The sequence below is a fragment of the Paenibacillus bouchesdurhonensis genome (genome assembly GCF_900155685.1).
GTDB classification, from domain to species: domain Bacteria; phylum Bacillota; class Bacilli; order Paenibacillales; family Paenibacillaceae; genus Fontibacillus; species Fontibacillus bouchesdurhonensis.
Genome location: NZ_LT732548.1, coordinates 3,103,672 through 3,123,301, shown reverse-complemented (window position 1 = coordinate 3,123,301; position 19,630 = coordinate 3,103,672). Strand labels below are relative to the sequence as shown.

Annotated in this window: 13 protein-coding genes; 11 read left to right on the top strand and 2 right to left on the bottom strand. The window is 44.2% G+C overall.

The features are described 5' to 3' along the window. The first annotated feature begins 128 nt into the window (after nucleotides 1-128). The 9 genes from CZ379_RS18070 to treR all read left to right on the top strand — a co-directional run bounded on the left by CZ379_RS18070 (nucleotide 129) and on the right by treR (nucleotide 11,074). Nucleotides 129-812 carry a glycosyltransferase family 2 protein gene (locus tag CZ379_RS18070; RefSeq protein ID WP_110932898.1) on the top strand — a complete coding sequence of 228 codons (684 nt, stop codon included), beginning with the start codon at nucleotides 129-131 and terminating at the stop codon, nucleotides 810-812. 14 nt (nucleotides 813-826) lie between these two features. Continuing rightward, complete coding sequence (locus CZ379_RS18065; RefSeq protein WP_110932897.1) at nucleotides 827-2,146, top strand: glycosyltransferase; 1,320 nt, start codon at nucleotides 827-829, stop codon at nucleotides 2,144-2,146. Next, nucleotides 2,146-2,667 (top strand): PIG-L deacetylase family protein, encoded by a 522-nt coding sequence (locus CZ379_RS18060; RefSeq protein WP_110932896.1) that lies wholly within the window; start codon nucleotides 2,146-2,148, stop codon nucleotides 2,665-2,667. Before CZ379_RS18065 ends, CZ379_RS18060 begins: the two co-directional genes overlap by 1 nt. A gap of 37 nt (nucleotides 2,668-2,704) precedes the next feature. Further along, nucleotides 2,705-3,670, top strand: a complete 966-nt coding sequence (locus CZ379_RS18055) for a glycosyltransferase (protein ID WP_110932895.1) — start codon at nucleotides 2,705-2,707, stop codon at nucleotides 3,668-3,670. A gap of 7 nt (nucleotides 3,671-3,677) precedes the next feature. After that, nucleotides 3,678-4,556, top strand: a complete 879-nt coding sequence (gene galU / locus CZ379_RS18050; RefSeq protein ID WP_110934438.1) for a UTP--glucose-1-phosphate uridylyltransferase GalU — start codon at nucleotides 3,678-3,680, stop codon at nucleotides 4,554-4,556. A gap of 181 nt (nucleotides 4,557-4,737) precedes the next feature. Further along, complete coding sequence (locus CZ379_RS18045) at nucleotides 4,738-6,231, top strand: methyl-accepting chemotaxis protein (RefSeq protein ID WP_110932894.1); 1,494 nt, start codon at nucleotides 4,738-4,740, stop codon at nucleotides 6,229-6,231. Between the two features lie 283 nt (nucleotides 6,232-6,514). Beyond that, nucleotides 6,515-8,233: an alpha,alpha-phosphotrehalase gene (gene treC, locus CZ379_RS18040; protein WP_110932893.1), complete on the top strand. Its 1,719-nt coding sequence runs from the start codon at nucleotides 6,515-6,517 to the stop codon at nucleotides 8,231-8,233. Nucleotides 8,234-8,283: 50 nt separating this feature from the next. After that, nucleotides 8,284-10,278 (top strand): PTS system trehalose-specific EIIBC component, encoded by a 1,995-nt coding sequence (treP, locus tag CZ379_RS18035; RefSeq protein WP_110932892.1) that lies wholly within the window; start codon nucleotides 8,284-8,286, stop codon nucleotides 10,276-10,278. 64 nt (nucleotides 10,279-10,342) lie between these two features. Further along, the gene (gene treR, locus CZ379_RS18030) at nucleotides 10,343-11,074 is read left to right on the top strand and encodes a trehalose operon repressor (RefSeq protein ID WP_110932891.1); all 732 of its coding nucleotides are present in this window, start codon (nucleotides 10,343-10,345) and stop codon (nucleotides 11,072-11,074) included. Nucleotides 11,075-11,187: 113 nt separating this feature from the next. Here the strand turns inward: treR and CZ379_RS18025 are convergent, their stop codons facing one another. Then, entirely contained in the window at nucleotides 11,188-13,017 is a 1,830-nt protein-coding gene (locus CZ379_RS18025; RefSeq protein WP_110932890.1) for a hypothetical protein, read from the bottom strand. Between the two features lie 948 nt (nucleotides 13,018-13,965). Here CZ379_RS18025 and CZ379_RS18015 point away from each other — a divergent pair. Continuing rightward, nucleotides 13,966-17,415 (top strand): glycoside hydrolase family 2 TIM barrel-domain containing protein, encoded by a 3,450-nt coding sequence (locus CZ379_RS18015; RefSeq protein WP_110934437.1) that lies wholly within the window; start codon nucleotides 13,966-13,968, stop codon nucleotides 17,413-17,415. Between the two features lie 198 nt (nucleotides 17,416-17,613). Here CZ379_RS18015 and CZ379_RS18010 read toward each other — a convergent pair whose 3' ends face one another. Continuing rightward, complete coding sequence (locus CZ379_RS18010) at nucleotides 17,614-18,087, bottom strand: MarR family winged helix-turn-helix transcriptional regulator (RefSeq protein ID WP_110934436.1); 474 nt, start codon at nucleotides 18,085-18,087, stop codon at nucleotides 17,614-17,616. A gap of 146 nt (nucleotides 18,088-18,233) precedes the next feature. Between CZ379_RS18010 and CZ379_RS18005 the strand changes: the two genes are divergently transcribed. Continuing rightward, complete coding sequence (locus CZ379_RS18005; protein ID WP_110932888.1) at nucleotides 18,234-19,601, top strand: MFS transporter; 1,368 nt, start codon at nucleotides 18,234-18,236, stop codon at nucleotides 19,599-19,601. Nucleotides 19,602-19,630: the final 29 nt, after the last annotated feature.

Here is a 19,630-nt window from a genome sequence, read left to right as displayed (position 1 = left end):
TATTTTATGGCGTTTTCTCTAAATGGATTGGGCATTTGCAGTTAAATAATTGTACGGTTGTACCTGTCAATGTAGCGGAAATAAACATAAGTTGGAGCAAAGCAAGTTCATGAAAGGATGAGTTACTTTTGACCTATCCGAGAATTCATCGATTAGTTAGCGTTGTAATACCCTGTTATAATGCAGAGCACTATATCGAGGAATGTCTAGATCATTTGTACCAACAAACCTATAAAGACATGGAAATTATTATTGTTGATGACAACTCCAAAGACAATTCGGTTGACACCATCGAGAGGTGGAAAGCACGTACTAATTTCACTGCATTGACACTCTTGAAATTGCCAAGAAATGTAGGGTTCTCTGGAGCCTTAACGTGCGGATTTTTTCTGGCCCAAGGCGAGTACATTGCTATTCATGATGCAGACGACTATTCTCACCGGGATCGATTACTGAAGCAAGTTGAATATCTTGAAACACATCAGGATATTGATTTTGTCGGTACAAACTATTTGGCGTTCCAAAACGAAAGCGTTCATGAGAAATCCTTGTCGAATTGGCTTAGTTATGATGAAGATATTAAAGCCAGATACGCCAAGGGAGATCACTGTGTTTCTCACCCCACAGCAATGTTCCGTGCCAGCGCGTTTGATAAAATAGGTGGTCTAACTCGAAATATGAATGGCGCAGAGGATTATGAATATGTAGTTAAGTTTATTCAGAATGGCTATGGCATAAATAACTTACCAGATGTGCTGTATTATTACCGTCTCCATGCTGAGCAGAGATCTAGAGAATTCTATTCATTTTAAGGAGATGAAGTACTTTGAAGAGAAGGAAGAATATTGGATCTAAAAGGAAGCACCCAGTTAAAGTTCCATTTAATCGGCCAATTGTGAAATATGTCGTGAATGCTCAGGCACCTAAACGAATCGTACTTCTGAATAATGAGGAGAAGAATCATGCTATAGGAGAATCCCGGATAAGAAATCACGATTCCGAGCTTCGAATCATGATGGTTCTGGATCAATTCAATGTTGGCGGAACCGAGACGCATATTCTGACTAGTGTCCGTGAACTGCTCCGAAGAAGAATCCACGTCGTAGTTGTTGGGAAAAAAGGTGAAATGATGGATGCATTTGCAGCGCTCGGATGTCCCATCTATGAACTGAATTTCGTTACAGAGGATTATTTGCAAAATACGAAGGAAGAGAAAAAGATTGTCGCCCAAATGAAACAAATCTTGAATGTCGAGAGAATTAATGTCATTCATGCCCATCAAATTCCTTCCAGTCATTTTGCAATGGCAGCCTCTGAACAACTGCGCATTCCATTAATCTTTACGGTACATGGTCATTACTCAATTAATGAAGCCCTAGTAATGAGAAAGAGTAAATCCCTTCTATGTGTAAGTCCATCTATTCTTAAAAAATTACCTGTACATGGAGTGGCTACACACTTGATTCCTAACGGAATTGATATGGTTCAATTTAATGACCGGCCCTACGCAAAAACCGAGTTGCGCAATGAATTAGGTATTCCGGAAACAGCGCCATTAATTATGTATGCTGGCAGACTATCCTGGGAGAAAGCAGATATTTGTCGAGATATGATAGAAGCTTGCTATGAACTGCGAAAAGAACGATATCCTGACCTTCATCTGCTCATAATAGGAGAAGGAAGACAGAGTGAACTGATTTCCGACCTAACCAACGTCGTTCATGAGCAAGTTGGACAAAATTTTATCCATCTATTGGGAAATTCTTTAAATATGTCAAGGTACTACACGACATGTAATCTTGTTGTTGGCACGGGTCGAACTGCAGTAGAAGCTCTCGCCTGCCGATGCCCTGTTGTTGCTATTGGCGTAAAAGGTTTTATCGGGCCAGTTAATCCGAATAATTATGAAGCGGCGTGGGATTCATGGTTTGGGGATCATCATGCCAATGAGAAGTGGTCGAGCGCTAACATCAAAGAAAGTCTGCAGCAGGTACTGGAAATGTCTGATTACGAAAGAGAAGAACAAGGATGGGTTGGACGGAACTTTGTAAAAGAACAATTTGATATCATCGATACGACAAATATATTGTTAAATGTATACAATGATCTACTCCGCAACCAGCGGATGGTTTACGAGGTGAAATAATGTGTCGTAGAAATACGTCCAACAAGTTGATGATTGTTGCCCATCCCGACGACGAGAGCATATTTGGAGGAGGAGCATTAATCTTTGAGCCGGGATGGAGAGTGATTTGTTTAACGAATGCGAACGATGAAATACGTGCGAAAGAATTTAAACAGGCTATGGAATATGCTGGTGTCCGCTACGAAATGTGGGATTACCCCGATGAATATGAGGGAACCTTCGATGATGAAGAAGTCAAACGCGATCTAAAACAGGTGCTGAATTCGGGTAACTACGAGCGTGTTGTGACACATAATTTGCATGGAGAATACGGGCATAGCCAGCATAAGGCATTATCTCGTATTCTTCATAGCATGCAGCTGGATAATTTGTATGTATTCGATATGTCAGATAAGATGCTGCCGAAGCATATTTTGAAGAAAAAAATGAAGCTGTTAAGCCATTATGAGAGTCAAATGTATGTTATTGAAACTCTAGAACCCTATATATTGTATGAAGGATTGCTTCGCGTAACTCCATAAGGACAGAAGTAAGCTATTTTTCATACGCAATAGGGAGGTGAATTATTTGATTATTGTTCAAATCTCACCCTATATTATTCCACTTCCCGGTAGTGGGGGACTAGAACGTGTTGTTTATAATTTATCGATCGAACTTGATAAAATGGGTCACGAGGTATATGTCTATGCCGTAGCAGGAAGCAAGGGCGGCGGGATCATAATTCCTTATGGACACCGATGGGATCAATGGGACTTGAAAGAATTCGTCTTACAAACGATGCCAGATGATACTGATGTCATTCATGATCATACGCATGATTTGATTTTCGGAGAAGCTCAGCTGAGCATTCCAGTAGTATCTACGATTCATACCGAATGGTCAAAAAATCAACCCGTTCAATACCCCGTCTTTGTGAGTGAAACCAAACTCAGACAATCGATTCATCATGATCGCGGATATTTTGTGCATAATGGAATTGATATCGATGAGTATGAATTCAGTAAAAATAAGAGAGATTATCTATTGTTTCTAGGAAGAATCGATAGGGAAAAAGGGGTTGAGGATGCGATTAAGGTAGCTGAACTAACAGGCATGCGAACAATTATCGCGGGGCCTCCATGGGACAGTGAATTGTTCAATGAGCTGCTGCCTAGAATCCACAACAATCCGAACATTGAATATGTTGGAGAAGTGCATGGTATGGCAAAGCAGAAATTGCTAAAGAATGCAAAGTGGCTGCTGTTTCCTACTGCTTGTGAGGAGCAATTTGGCTTGGTGATGATAGAAGCGCTGGCGTGTGGAACTCCGGTAGCTGCTTACCCGAGAGGTGCAGTCCCCGAAGTTTTATCAGGATTTCCGACTTTCCTGTGCGGCGATGTCTATGAGATGGCAGACAAGGTTTCGAGTCCCCCCCTTTTTAGTCCGTCGGATCTCCGGCGGTACGTATCTGATCGATTTGCACTTGATAAGATGGCTGAGAAATATTTGTCTATTTATAATGATGTTGTAAAGGGGGGTGATTAGATTGGAAATGAAGGTAAGAAAAGCTGTTATCCCCGCTGCGGGACTAGGCACTAGATTTCTTCCCTTCTCCAAGACAGTCCCAAAAGAGATGCTGCCTGTGCTGAATAAACCAGCAATTCAATATATTGTAGAAGAAGCCGTTGCTTCAGGAATCGAAGAGATTATTATCATTACAGGGAAAAACAAACGATCCATAGAAGATTATTTCTATAATAATGCGGAGCTTGAGTTGCATTTGCAGTCTTCTGGAAAACTAGACATGCTTAAAATGATCCATCAGCCAACTACTTTGGCCAATATTCATTTTGTACGACAAAAGACAGCACTCGGGCTTGGAGATGCCATCTTGACGGCTCGAAGTTTTATCGGAAATGAACCATTTGCTGTGCTGCTTGGAGATATGATTATGGAGAAATCATTGTCTTGCTTGAATCAATTAATTAATGTCTACAACGAATATAAAGCTCCTGTAATCGCAGTAGAGCAAGTGCCTGACTTAGAAATCGGAAATTACGGTATCGTTCTAGGTGAAAAGAAAGGCGAACGACTCTACCGGATTCATAGGTTGGTCGAGAAACCGAAAACGGAATTGCCTTCCAGAATGGCTATTATGGGGCGTTATATTCTTGAGCCAGACATTTTCGATATTTTGAACGATACCAAACCTGGTGTCGGGGGAGAAGTTCAGTTGACAGATGCCCTTCAAACATTGACCAGCAAGCGATCGCTTTATGCATATCAGCATGAAGGGAAGTTGTATGATGTTGGAAATTACCTCGGTTATCTGATCGCGTCTATTGAATGGAGCCTTAAAAATGAAGATATAAGAGATTCGCTATACATTTTTTTAAAGAAATTGATTGCAGATATAGAGGAGAAAAATTAGACAGGCAGGCATATATGAAAAACGCACAATCCCCGTTAATTGGGGATTGTGCTGATATGGATAGATTATCGGAGACAATGTTGCCATGCTTGTGCTGGAATCTTATTCACTTATCCATGCATTTTGCCGAAATAATGAGAGAGCGGCTAACATTGGAATAGGGAAAGAGGAGAGAGCGTGCATGGATAGAAAAGAAATTTATCATGATCGCAACAAGACCTTGTTACTTACAGCCTGGGTACTCGTCGTTATTGGGAGTTTAAGCACGTTTGCCACCGGATTTTTCTTGGAAGTGTTGTGGAAGATACTTGTCTTAGGATTGCTTCCATTTAGTGTATGGACATATTGCTATAAGAAAAAATTATTCATATTCCAGATGAAGTACTTTATGCTTATTTCTTTGGCTGTGTATATTTGCTCGCTTATATTTACGACAAAGAGCATTTATGTTTTATTGATTATTTTCATCCCGCTCGTATTGACCATGGTCTATCCTGAATCTAAGCCGATTCTGATCGTGGGCGGTCTGATTACCGCATTCGTCTTGGTGCTTACCCTCATTTATCCAGAGCAAGTGTTCGTTGGATTGCCTGCAGATCGGATTAGGGCTGGGCGAATTATGGTTGTTCTGGCGTTCATTTTAGTTACGATTGGGCTTTATATGATTTCCAAGGTGAACGTCCAGACATTAAATCAGGCTAGGGCGGCCTTGCGGGAAAGCGAACGGCAGAAGGAGCAGAACGATAAACTGCTTACGGAACTAAGAAACTCCATCGATTATTTGACGGGCTTCAGTATTCAATTGCGTGAGAACGTCGAACTGACCGGAAGAACCGCTCGTGAAATTACGTCCACATTCAACGATATTTCGACGGGCGTAGAAGTACAAGCTTCCAGCGTGACAGAGATTAGCCAATCCATGGCGCAAATCGATGCTTTTGTCGGGGAAGTGCTGAAGGAAAACATCTATGTTACCGAACTATCCAGTACGGCGCGGCAAGAGACGGAACAAGGAAATCAGCACGTACAAACGCTTTTTCAAAATATTAAACAAGTCGAGAAGGCGGCTTCTTCTACCTCTGAGGTCATGGGCCAATTGCATGACAAGACAGAGGAAATCGATACGATCTTGTCAGCGATCGAGGAAATAGCCAACCAGACGAATTTGTTGTCCCTGAATGCCAGTATTGAAGCGGCAAGAGCTGGAGAGGCCGGAAAGGGCTTTGCTGTAGTTGCTATGGAGATTCGCAAGCTGGCCGAGCATTCCCAGCAGAGCGCGCAGGATATTTCTGAAATTATGGGCGAACTGAGGCAGCAATCCGACAACGTATCGCTTCAAGTCGAACACAGTAACTTAGCGGTAGAACACTGCATGCTAGCGATGAAAGAAGTAGAGAGCAGCTTTCGCAGCATTTTGGAGCATATTGAGGGTGTGTCCTTAACCTCTTCTGCGGTTAAGGATAAATCCGAAGGCTTGGAGACGACGCTGCGCGAGGTCACTGAAAGAGCTGAAATGGTTGCTTCGATTACTCAGGAAAGCTCCGCCGGCGTAGAGCAGACCTCTGCATCCAATAATGAACAGACTGATCGCATTGAAGGGATCGTGAAAGAATTTGACCGATTGGATCAAATGATTGCGAATTTGAAGAAGTTGGCTTTAAGCGATATAACTTAAATACTTTGATAGCCTTTCATAAGCTTATTCAAACTTGAACTATGAGTTTGAATAAGCTTTTTTTGAATAAAATAAAGAATTCGAGAAGCCTAAGCCGTTTATTTTGTTTTGTGCATATACTGCCTTGTTATATCATCAATTAATTTGATTTTTTTCTTAAAAAATTTGTCTACCCAGCAAGAAGAGGGTAATTATACTTAGAAGGTTGACAGCCTGTATATACAAGTATAATATGATTTACGTGCAACCTGTATATACAAGATGAAATAGGAGGGGGAGCTTCATGCTGATTAAGGGAAACCAGCCTAGGGATTGGTGGAGAACTTCTACGGTTTATCAGGTGTATCCAAAGAGCTTTAAAGATACAACCGGTCGGGGAACAGGAGATATTCGCGGGGTTACTGAGAAACTGGATTATATAAAAGGGTTAGGAATCGATATTGTATGGCTGCAGCCTGTGTACGTATCTCCGCAAAATGATAACGGTTACGATGTTGCAGATTATTACAATATTGACCCGGCTTTCGGAACCATGGATGATTTTGATGAGCTTGTAAGGGAGCTTAAGAAAAGAGAGATGCACTTGATGATCGATATCGTGGTGAATCATTCATCCACCGAGCATCGATGGTTCAAGGAAGCAAGGTCGTCCCGAGATCATGCTTATCGCGATTACTATATTTGGAAAGATCCTGCCTCCGACGGAGGGCCGCCAAATAATTGGCAGTCCAAATTCGGGGGTTCCGCATGGCAGTATGACGAAGGAACGGGGCAATATTTCTTAACACTGTTCGATAAGACGCAAGCGGATCTGAATTGGGAGAACGAGAAGGTCAGACAGGAGGTTGTTGATATACTCACCTTCTGGGCGGAGAAAGGTGTAAGCGGGTTTCGCATGGATGTCATTAATTTGATTTCCAAGGATCAGCGATTTCCGAATGACGACGGATCTATTCCGCCAGGAGATGGTCGCAAATTTTATACCGATGGGCCTCGTGTTCACGAATATGTTAAAGAGCTGAATGATAAAGTATTCAGACCTTATAATCTGGTAACGGTGGGAGAAATGTCATCTACAACGCTGGAGCAATGCATTCGTTACTCACATTCTGAGGAGAATGAGTTCTCTATGACGTTCAATTTCCACCATTTGAAGGTGGACTATCCGAATGGCCAAAAATGGGAGCTGAAGCCGTATGATTTCGAAGAGCTGAAGCAACTGCTCTCTGATTGGCAAATCGGCATGCAGCAGGGCGGAGGTTGGAATGCGCTATTCTGGAACAACCATGACCAACCAAGAGCACTGACAAGGTTTACCGATGATAACGAGTACCGGGTAGAAAGCGCCAAGCTACTAGCGACTACGCTTCATGGCCTGCAGGGGACGCCTTATGTCTATCAGGGCGAAGAAATTGGGATGCCGGATCCCGAATGGGGTGACATTTCGGAGTTTCGAGACATCGAATCACGAAATATGTATGAAATTCTTCTGCAAAGAGGAAAAACAGCAGAAGAAGCGGCCCAGATCGTAAAGGTTCGCTCCAGAGATAACTCAAGGCTGCCAATGTTGTGGGACGATAGCCATCAGGCTGGATTTACGACCGGTGCGCCATGGATTAAAATCGATGAACGTTATCCGGCCATCAATGCAAGGTCACAGGCAGAAGATCCGAAATCGATTTACCATCACTATCGGGAATTAATTGAATTGCGGAAGAACCTTGCGGTACTTACGGACGGTGAATATAGTCGTCTTGATGATGGACACCCTCAGGTGTATGCCTACACAAGAAAAAATATGGAGCAAACTCTGGTTGTTATCTCGAACTTCAGCCGGGATGAGGTACAATTCGAATTTCCTAGCAGGTTCCGCGCAACTCTATTGGCAGCACGCTCTAAAAAGCTGCTTGTCGGCAATACAGAGAAAACGCCGGAAATAGCGGTTAGCGTGAAGCTTCCGCCCTATGGATCATATATGTGGTTAATTAACAACGTTAACTAATATAGTTAATATCATGAATTATTATTCTTAAAAGTCAGGAGCCGATGATAATGGCGAACATAGATCGCAAAAATGTAGAGCGAATCATTGAAGCCGTTGGCGGCAAAGAGAATATTGAAGCCGCTACGCATTGCGTAACCAGATTACGATTTGCCCTTGCGGATGAAAGCAAGGTGGATACCAAGGCTTTGGATGAGAATGAGCTTGTGAAAGGACAATTCTCTACCCAAGGTCAATTTCAAGTTGTGATCGGGCCGGGGCTAGTCGATCAAGTCTACAGCGAAATGATTAATATTACCGGGGGAGCCCGGGCGTCCAAGGATGACGTGAAAACACTTGCCAGTAAAAAGCAGAACCCGCTGCAGCGAGCTATTAAGACGCTGGCCGATATATTCATTCCGATTCTGCCAGCCATCGTGATGGCAGGTCTGCTTCTCGGGATTAATAATATTCTGACAGGGCCAGGCATTTTCTACTCAGATCAATCTCTGATTGCAGTGCATCCAGAGTGGGCGGATGTAGCTTCGATTATTAACCTGATTGCAAGCACAGCCTTTGGCTTTCTGCCCGTGCTGATCGGCTGGTCGGCAGTTCGGCAATTTGGAGGCAGCCCGCTGCTAGGGATTGTACTAGGTTTGATTCTCGTTAATCCTGATCTCATGAGCGCCTATCAATACGCCGATGCCAGACTGGCAGGCACGGTACCGGTTTGGGATTTGTTTGGATTTGAAGTGGAGAAGATCGGTTATCAGGGGCAAGTGCTGCCCGTACTTGTCTCTGCTTATATATTAGCGAAGATCGAGAAGTTGCTGAACAAGCGAGTGCATGATTCCATTAAGCTGCTTGTCGTTGCCCCTGTCGCCTTGCTAGTTACCGGTTTTCTTGCATTTATTATCGTAGGTCCGATCACTTTCGCCATAGGCAACGCCCTTACTTCAGGACTGGTCAGCATCTTTGACTCCTTTGCTGCCTTAGGAGGTCTCATCTACGGAGGGTTGTACTCCTTGCTTGTCATCACAGGGATGCATCATACTTTCCTAGCTGTAGATATTCAATTGATCGGCAGTCAAGGCGGAACATTTCTATGGCCGATGCTGGCCTTAGCCAATATTGCGCAAGGTGCGGCAGCCCTGGCTATGATGTTCAATACCAAAGAACAAAAAGCGAAGGGGCTAGCCGTGACATCATCGATCTCCGCCTTCTTGGGCGTAACCGAGCCGGCGATTTTCGGTGTGAACGTGCGTCACAGATATCCATTTATTTTTGGCATGATTGGCTCCGGCATCGCGGGTGTATTGTTAGCTCTCAATAATGTACTTGCATCTTCGATCGGTGTGGGCGGCATTCCGGGATTTTTATCCATCTTCCCGAACCAATGGGGAATCTTCTTCCTAGGCATGGCTATTGTGCTTGTGGTTCCTTTTACAGGGACGCTATTGTACGGCAAATACCAGATGTCTGGATCAAATAAGCCGACGGATAATAGTCCGGGTGACATGGATGTGAATGCAGAGGCAGCATCGAGTAGAACAGTAAGCAATATCGCTGAAGAGAGCCACGACAACTCCGTCAAACGTACCGTGGAAATCGCAGCTCCGATCAGTGGAGAAATTGTCCCGTTGTCCGAAGTGCCAGACCCGGCTTTCGCGGAGAAGCAAATGGGCCAAGGCATTGCCATTAAGCCATCCGAGGGCAAGGTATATGCTCCTTTTGACGGAACAGTGGCACATTTGATTAAGAGCAAACATGCTTTGATTCTTACCGATACGAACGGTATTCAATTATTGATTCATGTGGGAATTAATACAGTTTCTTTGAAAGGGGAAGGATTCACCGCTCATGTGGAGTCGGGCTCAAGCTTTACCCAAGGACAACTGCTGCTGGAGTTCGATCAAAAGCGTATTGAACAAGCTGGTCTTCCGATCATTACCCCGGTTATTGTGCCAGACGGTCAGGAAGGGGTTCAGGTGATGAAGGAATACGAGGGAGCAGCGATTCAAAACAACAATCCGGTGCTTCGCGTTTCATTTGCATTGAAGTCTTGAGAGCAGAGACAGGTTATAATGACATTGCCGTAAATCATGATACAATAATGTTGGTGATCAGGTGATGAAGAATAATATATTTTTGAGCCTTTACAAGGATTACGCTGAACAAATCGATGCAGGGGTACTCGCGCCAGGAAGCAAGCTGCCCTCGGAAAATGAATTGGCTGCGACTTACCAGATTTCGAGAGAGACCGTACGCAAGGGGCTAAACCTGCTGGCTCAGAATGGTTACATCAACAAAGTAAAAGGAAAGGGTTCTTTTGTTCTAGATACCGGCAGGCTTAATTTTCCGATATCCGGTCTGGTCAGCTACAAAGAGCTCTCCGAAAGGCTAGGCAAGAAGAGTAGAACCTTGGTTCATGCTACCGAATGCGTGCTGGCAGGGAATGATATCGCAAAGGAACTGCGGATTGAGGCGGGTAGGCCGGTATGGAAGGTGATTCGCGCCAGGGAGATTGACGGGGAGCGGATCATTCTGGATATTGATTATTTGCTTGCCGAAATCATACCGAATTTGACGAAGGAAATCGCGTCAGATTCCATCTATCAATATTTGGAGCAGGAGCTTCAGCTGAAGATCAGCTATGCAGAGAAAGTCATTTGTGTAGAGCGAGCTACGGACATGGATCATCAATACATGGATTTAAAAGATGATACGCATGTAGTTGTCGTCCGGGGGTACGTCCACCTAGAGGATACAACACTTTTTCAATACACGGAATCGAGACATCGTCTGGACAAGTTCCAGTTTGTTGATTTTGCAAGAAGAATAACAGTAACAAAAGAGACTTAGCAAAGTTAATTTGTACATGAATGACCGTTTTCCTCGGAGGACGGTCTTTTTTGTTATGGAATAAGCCCCTATGCTCTTTCGGGCATAGGGGCTGCAAAGAACCTTATACCGAATTAAGGCTTCGCATTCCTCCAATAAATATAGGCATGTACAAGGGTTCCTTTAAACGATGAATCCTTCAATAATTCATGTAGCTTGGCAAGCTCTTCTTCCATGTAGGCTGCGCCTTCCTCATAGAAGGTAATGTGATTGCCTTCATGGCTTTCTTTGATTTCTACCGAGATGTAAATCGGCTTGCCTAGTTCATTCGCAAAGGCGATTTCTTCTTTGGTTACGGCGACAATGCCATTCGATCCTTCGGCGGAATCCCGGAAGGCCATCAGAGAGACATGATCCATACGATCGATCATCCATTTGCTGAGGGAGATGTCCTCGCCGGTAACTTGGTACTTATCGAGCCATACAGCCATGTCCATGCTGGCCTCAAGGTTGGAGTCTTTTTTCAGTTCAGTGACAAATGCGTCCAGATTCGAGGTCCACTCGGTAATGATCTGCTGCGGCTCTGTTCTCCATTCAGGCAGTACATAAGGTTCAATATCAACATGGATGCCGTGAAATCGTTCATCGCCTTCTACAGCACGGTTATAGTTTTTAACGTAATTGACCAACCTCATCATCCATGGCAGATTTTCTTCCAATGCCCAAGTCGGAGTGCCTCCTAAGGCATGTACTTCTATTCCGGCAGCAGCGGCTTGTTTGACAAACGAAGAGTAAGAGCTGAATGGCTGCTGGAGATCTAGCCTCACATATAGCCAATTCAGTTGCTTTTCCATCGCAAAATCAAGAATTTCCTGGCTGTTCTGGATGACTTCATTCGCTTCCCAAATATAAGTTCCCCTTATGATTTGATCCCGTAAAACAGGATCAGCATCAGGCACCCAGTTGACTGGCTCCGGCTCCGGTTCAGGCTGTGGCTCTGTATCAGGTACTGGGTCAGGCTCGGGCTCAGGTACCGGTTTCGGAGCAGACGGTTCATCAGGTGATATATCATCTTCTATGTCAGTGTGATGCATATTCTCCCAGTTGCGGATATCATGGATGGCCAATCCTGCAAAGGATGCATAAGAACTTAGACTACTAGACAACAACTGCAGTGTCTGTTCCATTTGCTCCTTGCTATACCCATGAAAGGTCGTGTGGACTTCTTGTGGCATTTCCTTAGTATTCACCGCGACCAAAACTTTTTTTCCCATCTTATCCGCGAGTTTAAGTTCATCTTGAGTGAGACTAATGATACCGTTCTCTGAATCCATTTGATTCCGGTAAGCCATTACCGTTACATGGTCAAAAGCACTCATGAGCCATTCGTTTAAGGCGGTGCCATCAGCTAGGATGAAATCGTCAAACCAAAAGGGAATATCTATTCCGAGCTCTAGCCCTGATTCCGACAATTTGCTGAGAAATGCTCTTAGATTACCTTCCCAGGATGAAATGATCGCATTATGATCGCTTTCCCACTGGGCAAGCACATAGGGTTCGATATCAAGATGGACGCCATCGAATCGGCCCTCTGGCGAGACGTTGCTGTTATAGTTCATAACCCAATCAGCCAATCCGAGCATGTCATCACGATGCTCCGTCAGCGCCCATCTGGGATCACCTCCCAAGGCATGGACACTGATTCGCTCCTCATGTGCGTGTTTTACAAAAACTTCGTATGTTTCTCTAGGCATTTGTCGATTGATCTGCAAGTAAATCAAGTTAATGCCTTCATTTCGGGAAAAACGGAGGACTTGCTCCCCGCCATCCCTTATCATTTCCGTTTGCCATATCCAAGTAGCTTTAACCAATGATTGTTCTCCATAAACCAGGGGGGATTGAATTCCCACCAGAACCAAGGCAACCAGAAGACTGACAAGCTTTTGGCAACCTTTCACATTCATGGTTTACCCTCCATTCCTCTCTAATGAAATTGATTTCTCTACAAAAACTGAACGGGGTTATTATAGCATTGATAGCAGAAAAATATATGAGCCCATGTTCTTATAGGACGTGTTTAATATAATGAACGAATTGAGGAGAGGTATAAAAGGAACTACTCCATTTATATCATGAAATAACATGATGTAGATAAATGTTTAATTATGTAATATTTTAAGGCTTACTACTCAGGAGAAAAGTTGCGGATTGTTTTAAGAATTAGATGTAAAAAAAGGGGGGCCCAAAGGGCTCCCCTTTTAAACAGTATTACTGTCTGATAATGAGTACGTCTTGTGGTGGTCTACCTGAGCTTTGGATTTGTGAAATTTCAGTGTCTGTCAGATTTCGGCCTACTAAAATTAAGGAAGATGTAACATTGTTAAAATTAAAGTTGCTAAGATTAGCTACGTTTTGGCTACCGCGAAATACACGGAATGATCCCTGAAAGTTAAGTCGTGAGAACAGTACCAACGTGACTTGAGAGCTTTGAACGACATTTCTAAGTCTAAAGCTTGAGAGGGCATTGTTGAATCGGAATGCTCCAAGGTCGCGAATCGCAACACCTCCGCGTCTAAGCAGAATACGACGAACAGAAAAATTGTTGCCAGACCAAAGAGCAAGACGTACATCACTATTTGCCAACGATATCACTCCTTTTTGTAGATTAGTATAGTTTATTCAACTCTAAGAGTTTGGTAAGAGACAAATATAGCAGTGTTATAGTTTGTTTTTCGTGCATTTAGTTTCGATGCAATAAGCATAATAGTAAGCGCTTAAAGAAAATGCTTAAAAAAACTTAGATTCATTCTCAATTGAACATCAGTCGGCTGTTAACATGCTATAGTAGGGGGAAACAGCATTATGCAACGTAAAATTTGATTAAATTTTTGAAGAAAGCGAGCATGCCGACCATGAATATGAAGACACTGTTTAATGATGGATGGGAGTTTGCAAAAAGCGGTCTGGGGACAATGGATTACGCAGGTCTAGCTTTCGAGCCTGTCGATATTCCCCATGATTGGCTGATCTATAATACGCTGGATCTATATGAGAACAGCATTGGCTGGTATCGTAAAAAGTTTGAACATACCAAGGAAGGCAAACAGATCCTGCTAAGCTTTGATGGAGTTTATATGGATTCTTCTGTCTATGTTAACGATCAACTTGTAGGTGAGTGGAAATATGGGTATTCTTCCTTTGAATACGAGATTACGGATTTCCTTGTTAAGGGAGAGAACGAAATTCTTGTGAAAGTCGTGCACCAAAGCCCTAATAGCAGGTGGTATTCAGGTGCGGGCATTTACCGTAACGTATGGCTTAAAGAAAGAGATAACAATCATATTGTTACCGATGGCGTATACATTTCGACGAAACAAATGGATGGCGGCTGGGAGGTCGAGATCGACACCGAATTAAGCATTCATAAGGATGTAATTGTTACGCACTCCATTTTGGATCAAGGCCAAACCATCGCCGAAGTATCAGACAAAGTAACCGCTGTTGGTCAATCTACCATCACGAACCGGCAAAAGCTGATCATCCAGCAGCCAAAACTTTGGAGTCCCGATGAGCCGCATCTCTACCAGCTCATTACAAGTTTACAGGCAGTTGTGCCGAGCCAGGGAGCTAACCAACAGCAAGAGCTTGTGGAAGAGATTGAAACCGTTTCTCATCATGTCGGATTTAGAAGTATCCAGCTCGATCCTGAACATGGCTTCTTTCTCAATGGGAATAAGATGAAATTGAACGGGGTCTGTGAGCATCATGATTTGGGCGCTCTCGGAGCTGCTTTCAATAAAACCGCTCTGCGTAGAAGATTTGTCATTTTGAAGGAAATGGGAGCGAATGCGATACGCACGGCTCATAATATGCCTGCCAAAGAGCTGATGGATTTGGCGGACGAGATGGGCATGCTCGTTGTTTCGGAAGCTTTTGACATGTGGGAAAGATCAAAGACAACATATGATTATGCGAGATTCTTCAAGGAATGGGCACACCGGGACGTCAAAAGCTGGGTTATGCGGGATCGGAATCACCCGAGCCTGCTGATGTGGAGTATCGGCAATGAAATTTATGATACCCACGCCGATGAGCGAGGACAGGAAATTACCCGGATGCTCATGAATGCCGTCCTGGAATTTGATCCAAAGCAGAATGCGAGAGTGACGATCGGCTCGAACTATATGCCTTGGGAGAACGCGCAAAAATGCGCGGATATCGTCAAGGTTGCAGGTTATAATTATTCGGAAAAATATTATGACCAGCACCATCAAGAGCATCCGGACTGGATCATCTACGGCAGCGAGACAGCTTCCGTGGTGCAGAGCCGAGGCATTTATCATTTCCCGTTCGAGAAGTCCATTCTCGCCGATGATGACGAGCAGTGCTCAGCCCTCGGCAACAGCTCTACGAGCTGGGGAGCAAAATCCGCGGAAGCATGCATTCTAGCCGAAAGGGACACGCCTTTTTCACTCGGGCAATTTATATGGACTGGATTTGATTATATTGGGGAACCGACACCGTATCATACGAAGAATTCTTATTTTGGACAAATCGATACGGCAACATTTCCTAAAGATTCATACTATATTTATCAATCCGCCTGGACGAATTACAAGATCAAGCCTATGGTGCATATTTTGCCCTATTGGGATTTCAATCCCGGTCAAATGATCGATGTCCGAGTCTGCTCAAATGCGCCGCGAATCGAATTGCAGTTTAATGGAGAAACGATAGGCACGCATAACATTGATCATGCGCATGGAACCGAGCTTGTGGGCTGGTGGAAAATTCCTTATGCGCCAGGTGTACTGAAAGCGATCGCTTATGACGAAACTGGCCGGATCATCGCTACGGATGAAAAATCCTCCTTTGGAGATGCAAAGAACATTAAATTAAATGTAGACAAAGAGCAGCTAATAGCTGATGGCACGGATCTTCTCTTTGTAGAAATTACGATGCAAGATGAAGACGGACATACAGTAGAAAATGCCAATAACAGAGTGCATGTCGAGGTTACGGGAGCCGGGCGGCTGCTGGGTCTTGATAACGGAGACAGCACCGATTACGATCCGTACAAAGGACAGAGCAGAAGGCTGTTCAGCGGCAAGCTAATGGCTATCGTCGGATCGGCATTGGAGCCCGGTGAGCTCCAAATCAAGGTGACTTCCGAGGGTTTGGAAGGCGCAGTAATGTTGTTCGAATCTCTTCCGGCCGATGCAGATATGCTCATTGGAGTGTCAGCGGGAACAAAGAATGAAAATCTGTCTTGTGTAATGGGGAACGAGGAAGAGATTCCGCTCCGCAAGATCGAGTTGCTTAGCGAAGCCGGACAGCAATTCGATCCGATGAAGCGGGAAATGGTCGTAAGGGCCAAATTCCATCCGGCAACAGCTTCTTACCAGGAGGTCGATTGGGCCGTCGTCAATGACGCGGGAATTGAATCGAATATCGCCAAGGTAGAAGCGAACGGCCATGAAGCAAAGATTACGGCTCTAGGGGATGGAGAATTCCGGCTGCGCTGCATGAGCAAGAACGGGACGGATAAAATCAAGCAGATATCCCAATTGGAGTTTACAGCAACTGGCCTAGGTTCAGCTTATAAAGATCCTTATAAATTTATTTCTGCAGGATTGTACGACTATAGCAAGGGCGAGGTAGGCAACGGGAACGAAAGGGGCGTAGCTACAAGCAGAGACGGCGAAACCCAAGTTGGATTCCGCGATATTGACTTCGGGTCTTACGGCTCCGATACAATTACGATTCCGATTTTTGCCTTATCCAGCGAAGAATACCCCTTGGAGATTTGGGAGGGCATGCCGGGAGAGGAAGGCAGCTCACTATTGGCCGATGTCATTTATCAGAAAGAGACAAGGTGGAATGTGTATCAGGAGGAGACGTACCGCTTATCCAAGACACTGCGCGGTGTAACCTCAATTTGCTTCGTTCTGCGGCAAAAGGTGCATATTAAAGGATTTTCATTTGAGCTGAAGAACAGGGCCTTTGAGCAGAATGTTGTTGCCCATAGCGACCGTATATACGGAGATACGTATACTATAACGGAGAATAGTGTTGAAGGGATCGGCAACAACGTGTCCCTTGTATTCGAGCAGATGGATTTTGGAAGTGAAGGGGCGACGAAGCTCGTCATTTTCGGACGTTCGCCGATCGACAAGAATACGATACACATCCGTTTTGCCTCGGAGGAGGACGAAAGCAATCAGCTCGTTGAGTTTACACAGTCTGACGGATATGAAGAGCGAGTATTCGATCTCGAGAAAATCAACGGGATGCAAAAAATAACCTTCATATTCTTGCCAGGTAGTAATTTTGATTTTGGCTGGTTCCGGTTCGAGAAATAGGAAAAAGCAGCAATAAGAGGGCAGCCCCCGTGAAATGTAACTTGGAGGCAGCCCTCTTTTTTGATGATTCATTTTGATGTTCTATCTATAGGATAGAACGCTTGCTATTGACATGCCTGAATATTGTGAGTATCCTCATAATGAGTAACCTCAATATATGAGCTACATCCCTTCTGTTTCCATCCGTCGCATCCATGATTAATTTAGATCATCTTCGCAAGCGCTGGAAAGATCCTTATCATTTATTAGAAGCAATAACATCTCCAGCAGTTCTTTACGCTGCTTTGCAGAAAGACTTTGAATTAGCTGCTCTGCGATGATCGCTTGTTGTTCAAGGGCTTCCTTTAGATGAGCTTCCGCCAACTCGGTGAGTTGAATGAGGGTTGCCCTGCGATCAGTCGGATCAGGAATTCTGATTAGAAGGCCGTCTCTTTCAAGCGCGTCGACAAAATCGGTTACGGTTCGAGCCTGGATATCCAGCTTAGCGGCCAATTCGCTCATCCGTATTCTTCCAGCCTCTGAAACGGTGGACAGCATGCGTAAGCGAGGGCCTGATATTTTGAAGGGAAGGTCGACGGATGAAATTTGCGTCTTGAAATCTCTTTGAATCGTGTGGGTCGTTCTAATTAACAAATGAATGATATCAATGGCTAGAGGATCATTTATATTTATGGACACATGTATCGGCTCCCTTGACTTGTAATTCTATAACAGCCATTCTTGTAATTCATACATTATAACCTGTTTAGCCTGCTAAAGTCACGATTCACGGAATTGATAGTGATGCGATAATAATGATTATGATTGGAGGAATCACGATGTTGCAGGAAACAGCTGCTGATAAAAGAGCTGACAAATTATTAGGAGTTCTCGTCTTTGCATTAATATTCTCGGTCATGAATGGAACGATGTTTAATGTGGCCTTGCCCATGATCGGAAAAGAGTTCGGACTGATCCCATCTCAGGTGAGCTGGGTTATGACGAGTTACATGGTTCTATATGCCATCGGGTCGGTCGTGTTCGGGAAGCTTGCGGACAGATATAAGCTGAAAGACTTGTTAACGTTTGGGCTGCTGCTCTTTGCCGTCGGCTCAATTGTTGGGGCGTCCGCATCCGAATATTGGATGATTGTTCTTGGACGCATACTGCAGGCTGCCGGGGCATCCGTATTACCAGCAACGGCGATGATTATTCCCATTCGTTACTTCGCTCCCGAGAAGCGGGGAAGAGCGCTTGGAACATCGGCGGTTGGATTGTCCTTGGGGGCAGCGCTAGGCCCTGTTGTCGCTGGCCTGATTTCAGGTTATGGTAGTTGGAGATGGTTGTTTTTATTTTCATTGCTGTCTCTGGTCACGCTCCCTCTGTTCCGTAAATATTTGGATGATGATAGGGGGGAAGCCGGACATATCGATTTTCTGGGCGGAGGACTGCTAGCAGGAACAGTAACCTTTTTACTTCTAGCTATTACACAAAGTCATTGGCTGCTGCTTGTCATCGGGATTGCTTTATTTGTTTTATTTGTTCTCAGAATACGAAAAGCCAAGCACCCGTTTGTCCAGCCAAGTATTTTTGCGAATAAGTATTTTGCAATCGGACTGTTCATTGCATTTATAACGACATCAATGAATTTTGCTCTTACGTTTATGACTCCTCAGTATTTAGCGGCACTAAATAATCTTTCTCCTGAAAACATCGGATTTGTATTATTCCCGGCAGCCATCGTTTCCGCAATGTTAGGCCGAAGGGGAGGGAAATTAGCTGACGAGCGTGGCAATGGATTCCTAATGTCCGCAGCAGCTTGTTTGATGTTAGTTTGCTATGCATTGCTTTCAAGCTTTGTTGGCGTGACGCCTTATATTATTGCAGTTATTTTAATTGCAGGAAATGTCGGACAAACCTTCATGCAAATTACGATGTCAAATACGATTTCCCGAACACTGGCTAAAGAACAGGTCGGTGTTGGCATGGGGCTATTTTCAATGTTGAATTTTATTTCAGGTGCGATATCAATGAGTATCATAAGCAAATTACTGGATCAACAGCAGTCAGCACTTCGCATTAATCCATTTGTTGCGAATGAAGGTGCCTACGTGTACAGCAACATTTTTATCGTTATGTGCTTGATGGTAGCCGCTATGTATTGGCTATATCGTGTACAGTTCGGGAGCGCTAAGGCCAAGCTTTGAGATGTTAGCGAAGGAATAGTTGAAGATAC

Excerpts from the sequence above, each read along its gene's own strand:
- CZ379_RS18025 (WP_110932890.1), bottom strand. The coding sequence starts at position 13,017 with ATGAATGTGAAAGGTTGCCAAAAGCTTGTCAGTCTTCTGGTTGCCTTG.
- CZ379_RS18060 (WP_110932896.1), top strand. The coding sequence starts at position 2,146 with ATGTGTCGTAGAAATACGTCCAACAAGTTGATGATTGTTGCCCATCCC.
- CZ379_RS18045 (WP_110932894.1), top strand. The coding sequence starts at position 4,738 with ATGGATAGAAAAGAAATTTATCATGATCGCAACAAGACCTTGTTACTT.
- treR (WP_110932891.1), top strand. The coding sequence starts at position 10,343 with ATGAAGAATAATATATTTTTGAGCCTTTACAAGGATTACGCTGAACAA.
- treC (WP_110932893.1), top strand. The coding sequence starts at position 6,515 with ATGCTGATTAAGGGAAACCAGCCTAGGGATTGGTGGAGAACTTCTACG.
- treP (WP_110932892.1), top strand. The coding sequence starts at position 8,284 with ATGGCGAACATAGATCGCAAAAATGTAGAGCGAATCATTGAAGCCGTT.
- galU (WP_110934438.1), top strand. The coding sequence starts at position 3,678 with ATGAAGGTAAGAAAAGCTGTTATCCCCGCTGCGGGACTAGGCACTAGA.
- CZ379_RS18005 (WP_110932888.1), top strand. The coding sequence starts at position 18,234 with ATGTTGCAGGAAACAGCTGCTGATAAAAGAGCTGACAAATTATTAGGA.
- CZ379_RS18015 (WP_110934437.1), top strand. The coding sequence starts at position 13,966 with ATGAATATGAAGACACTGTTTAATGATGGATGGGAGTTTGCAAAAAGC.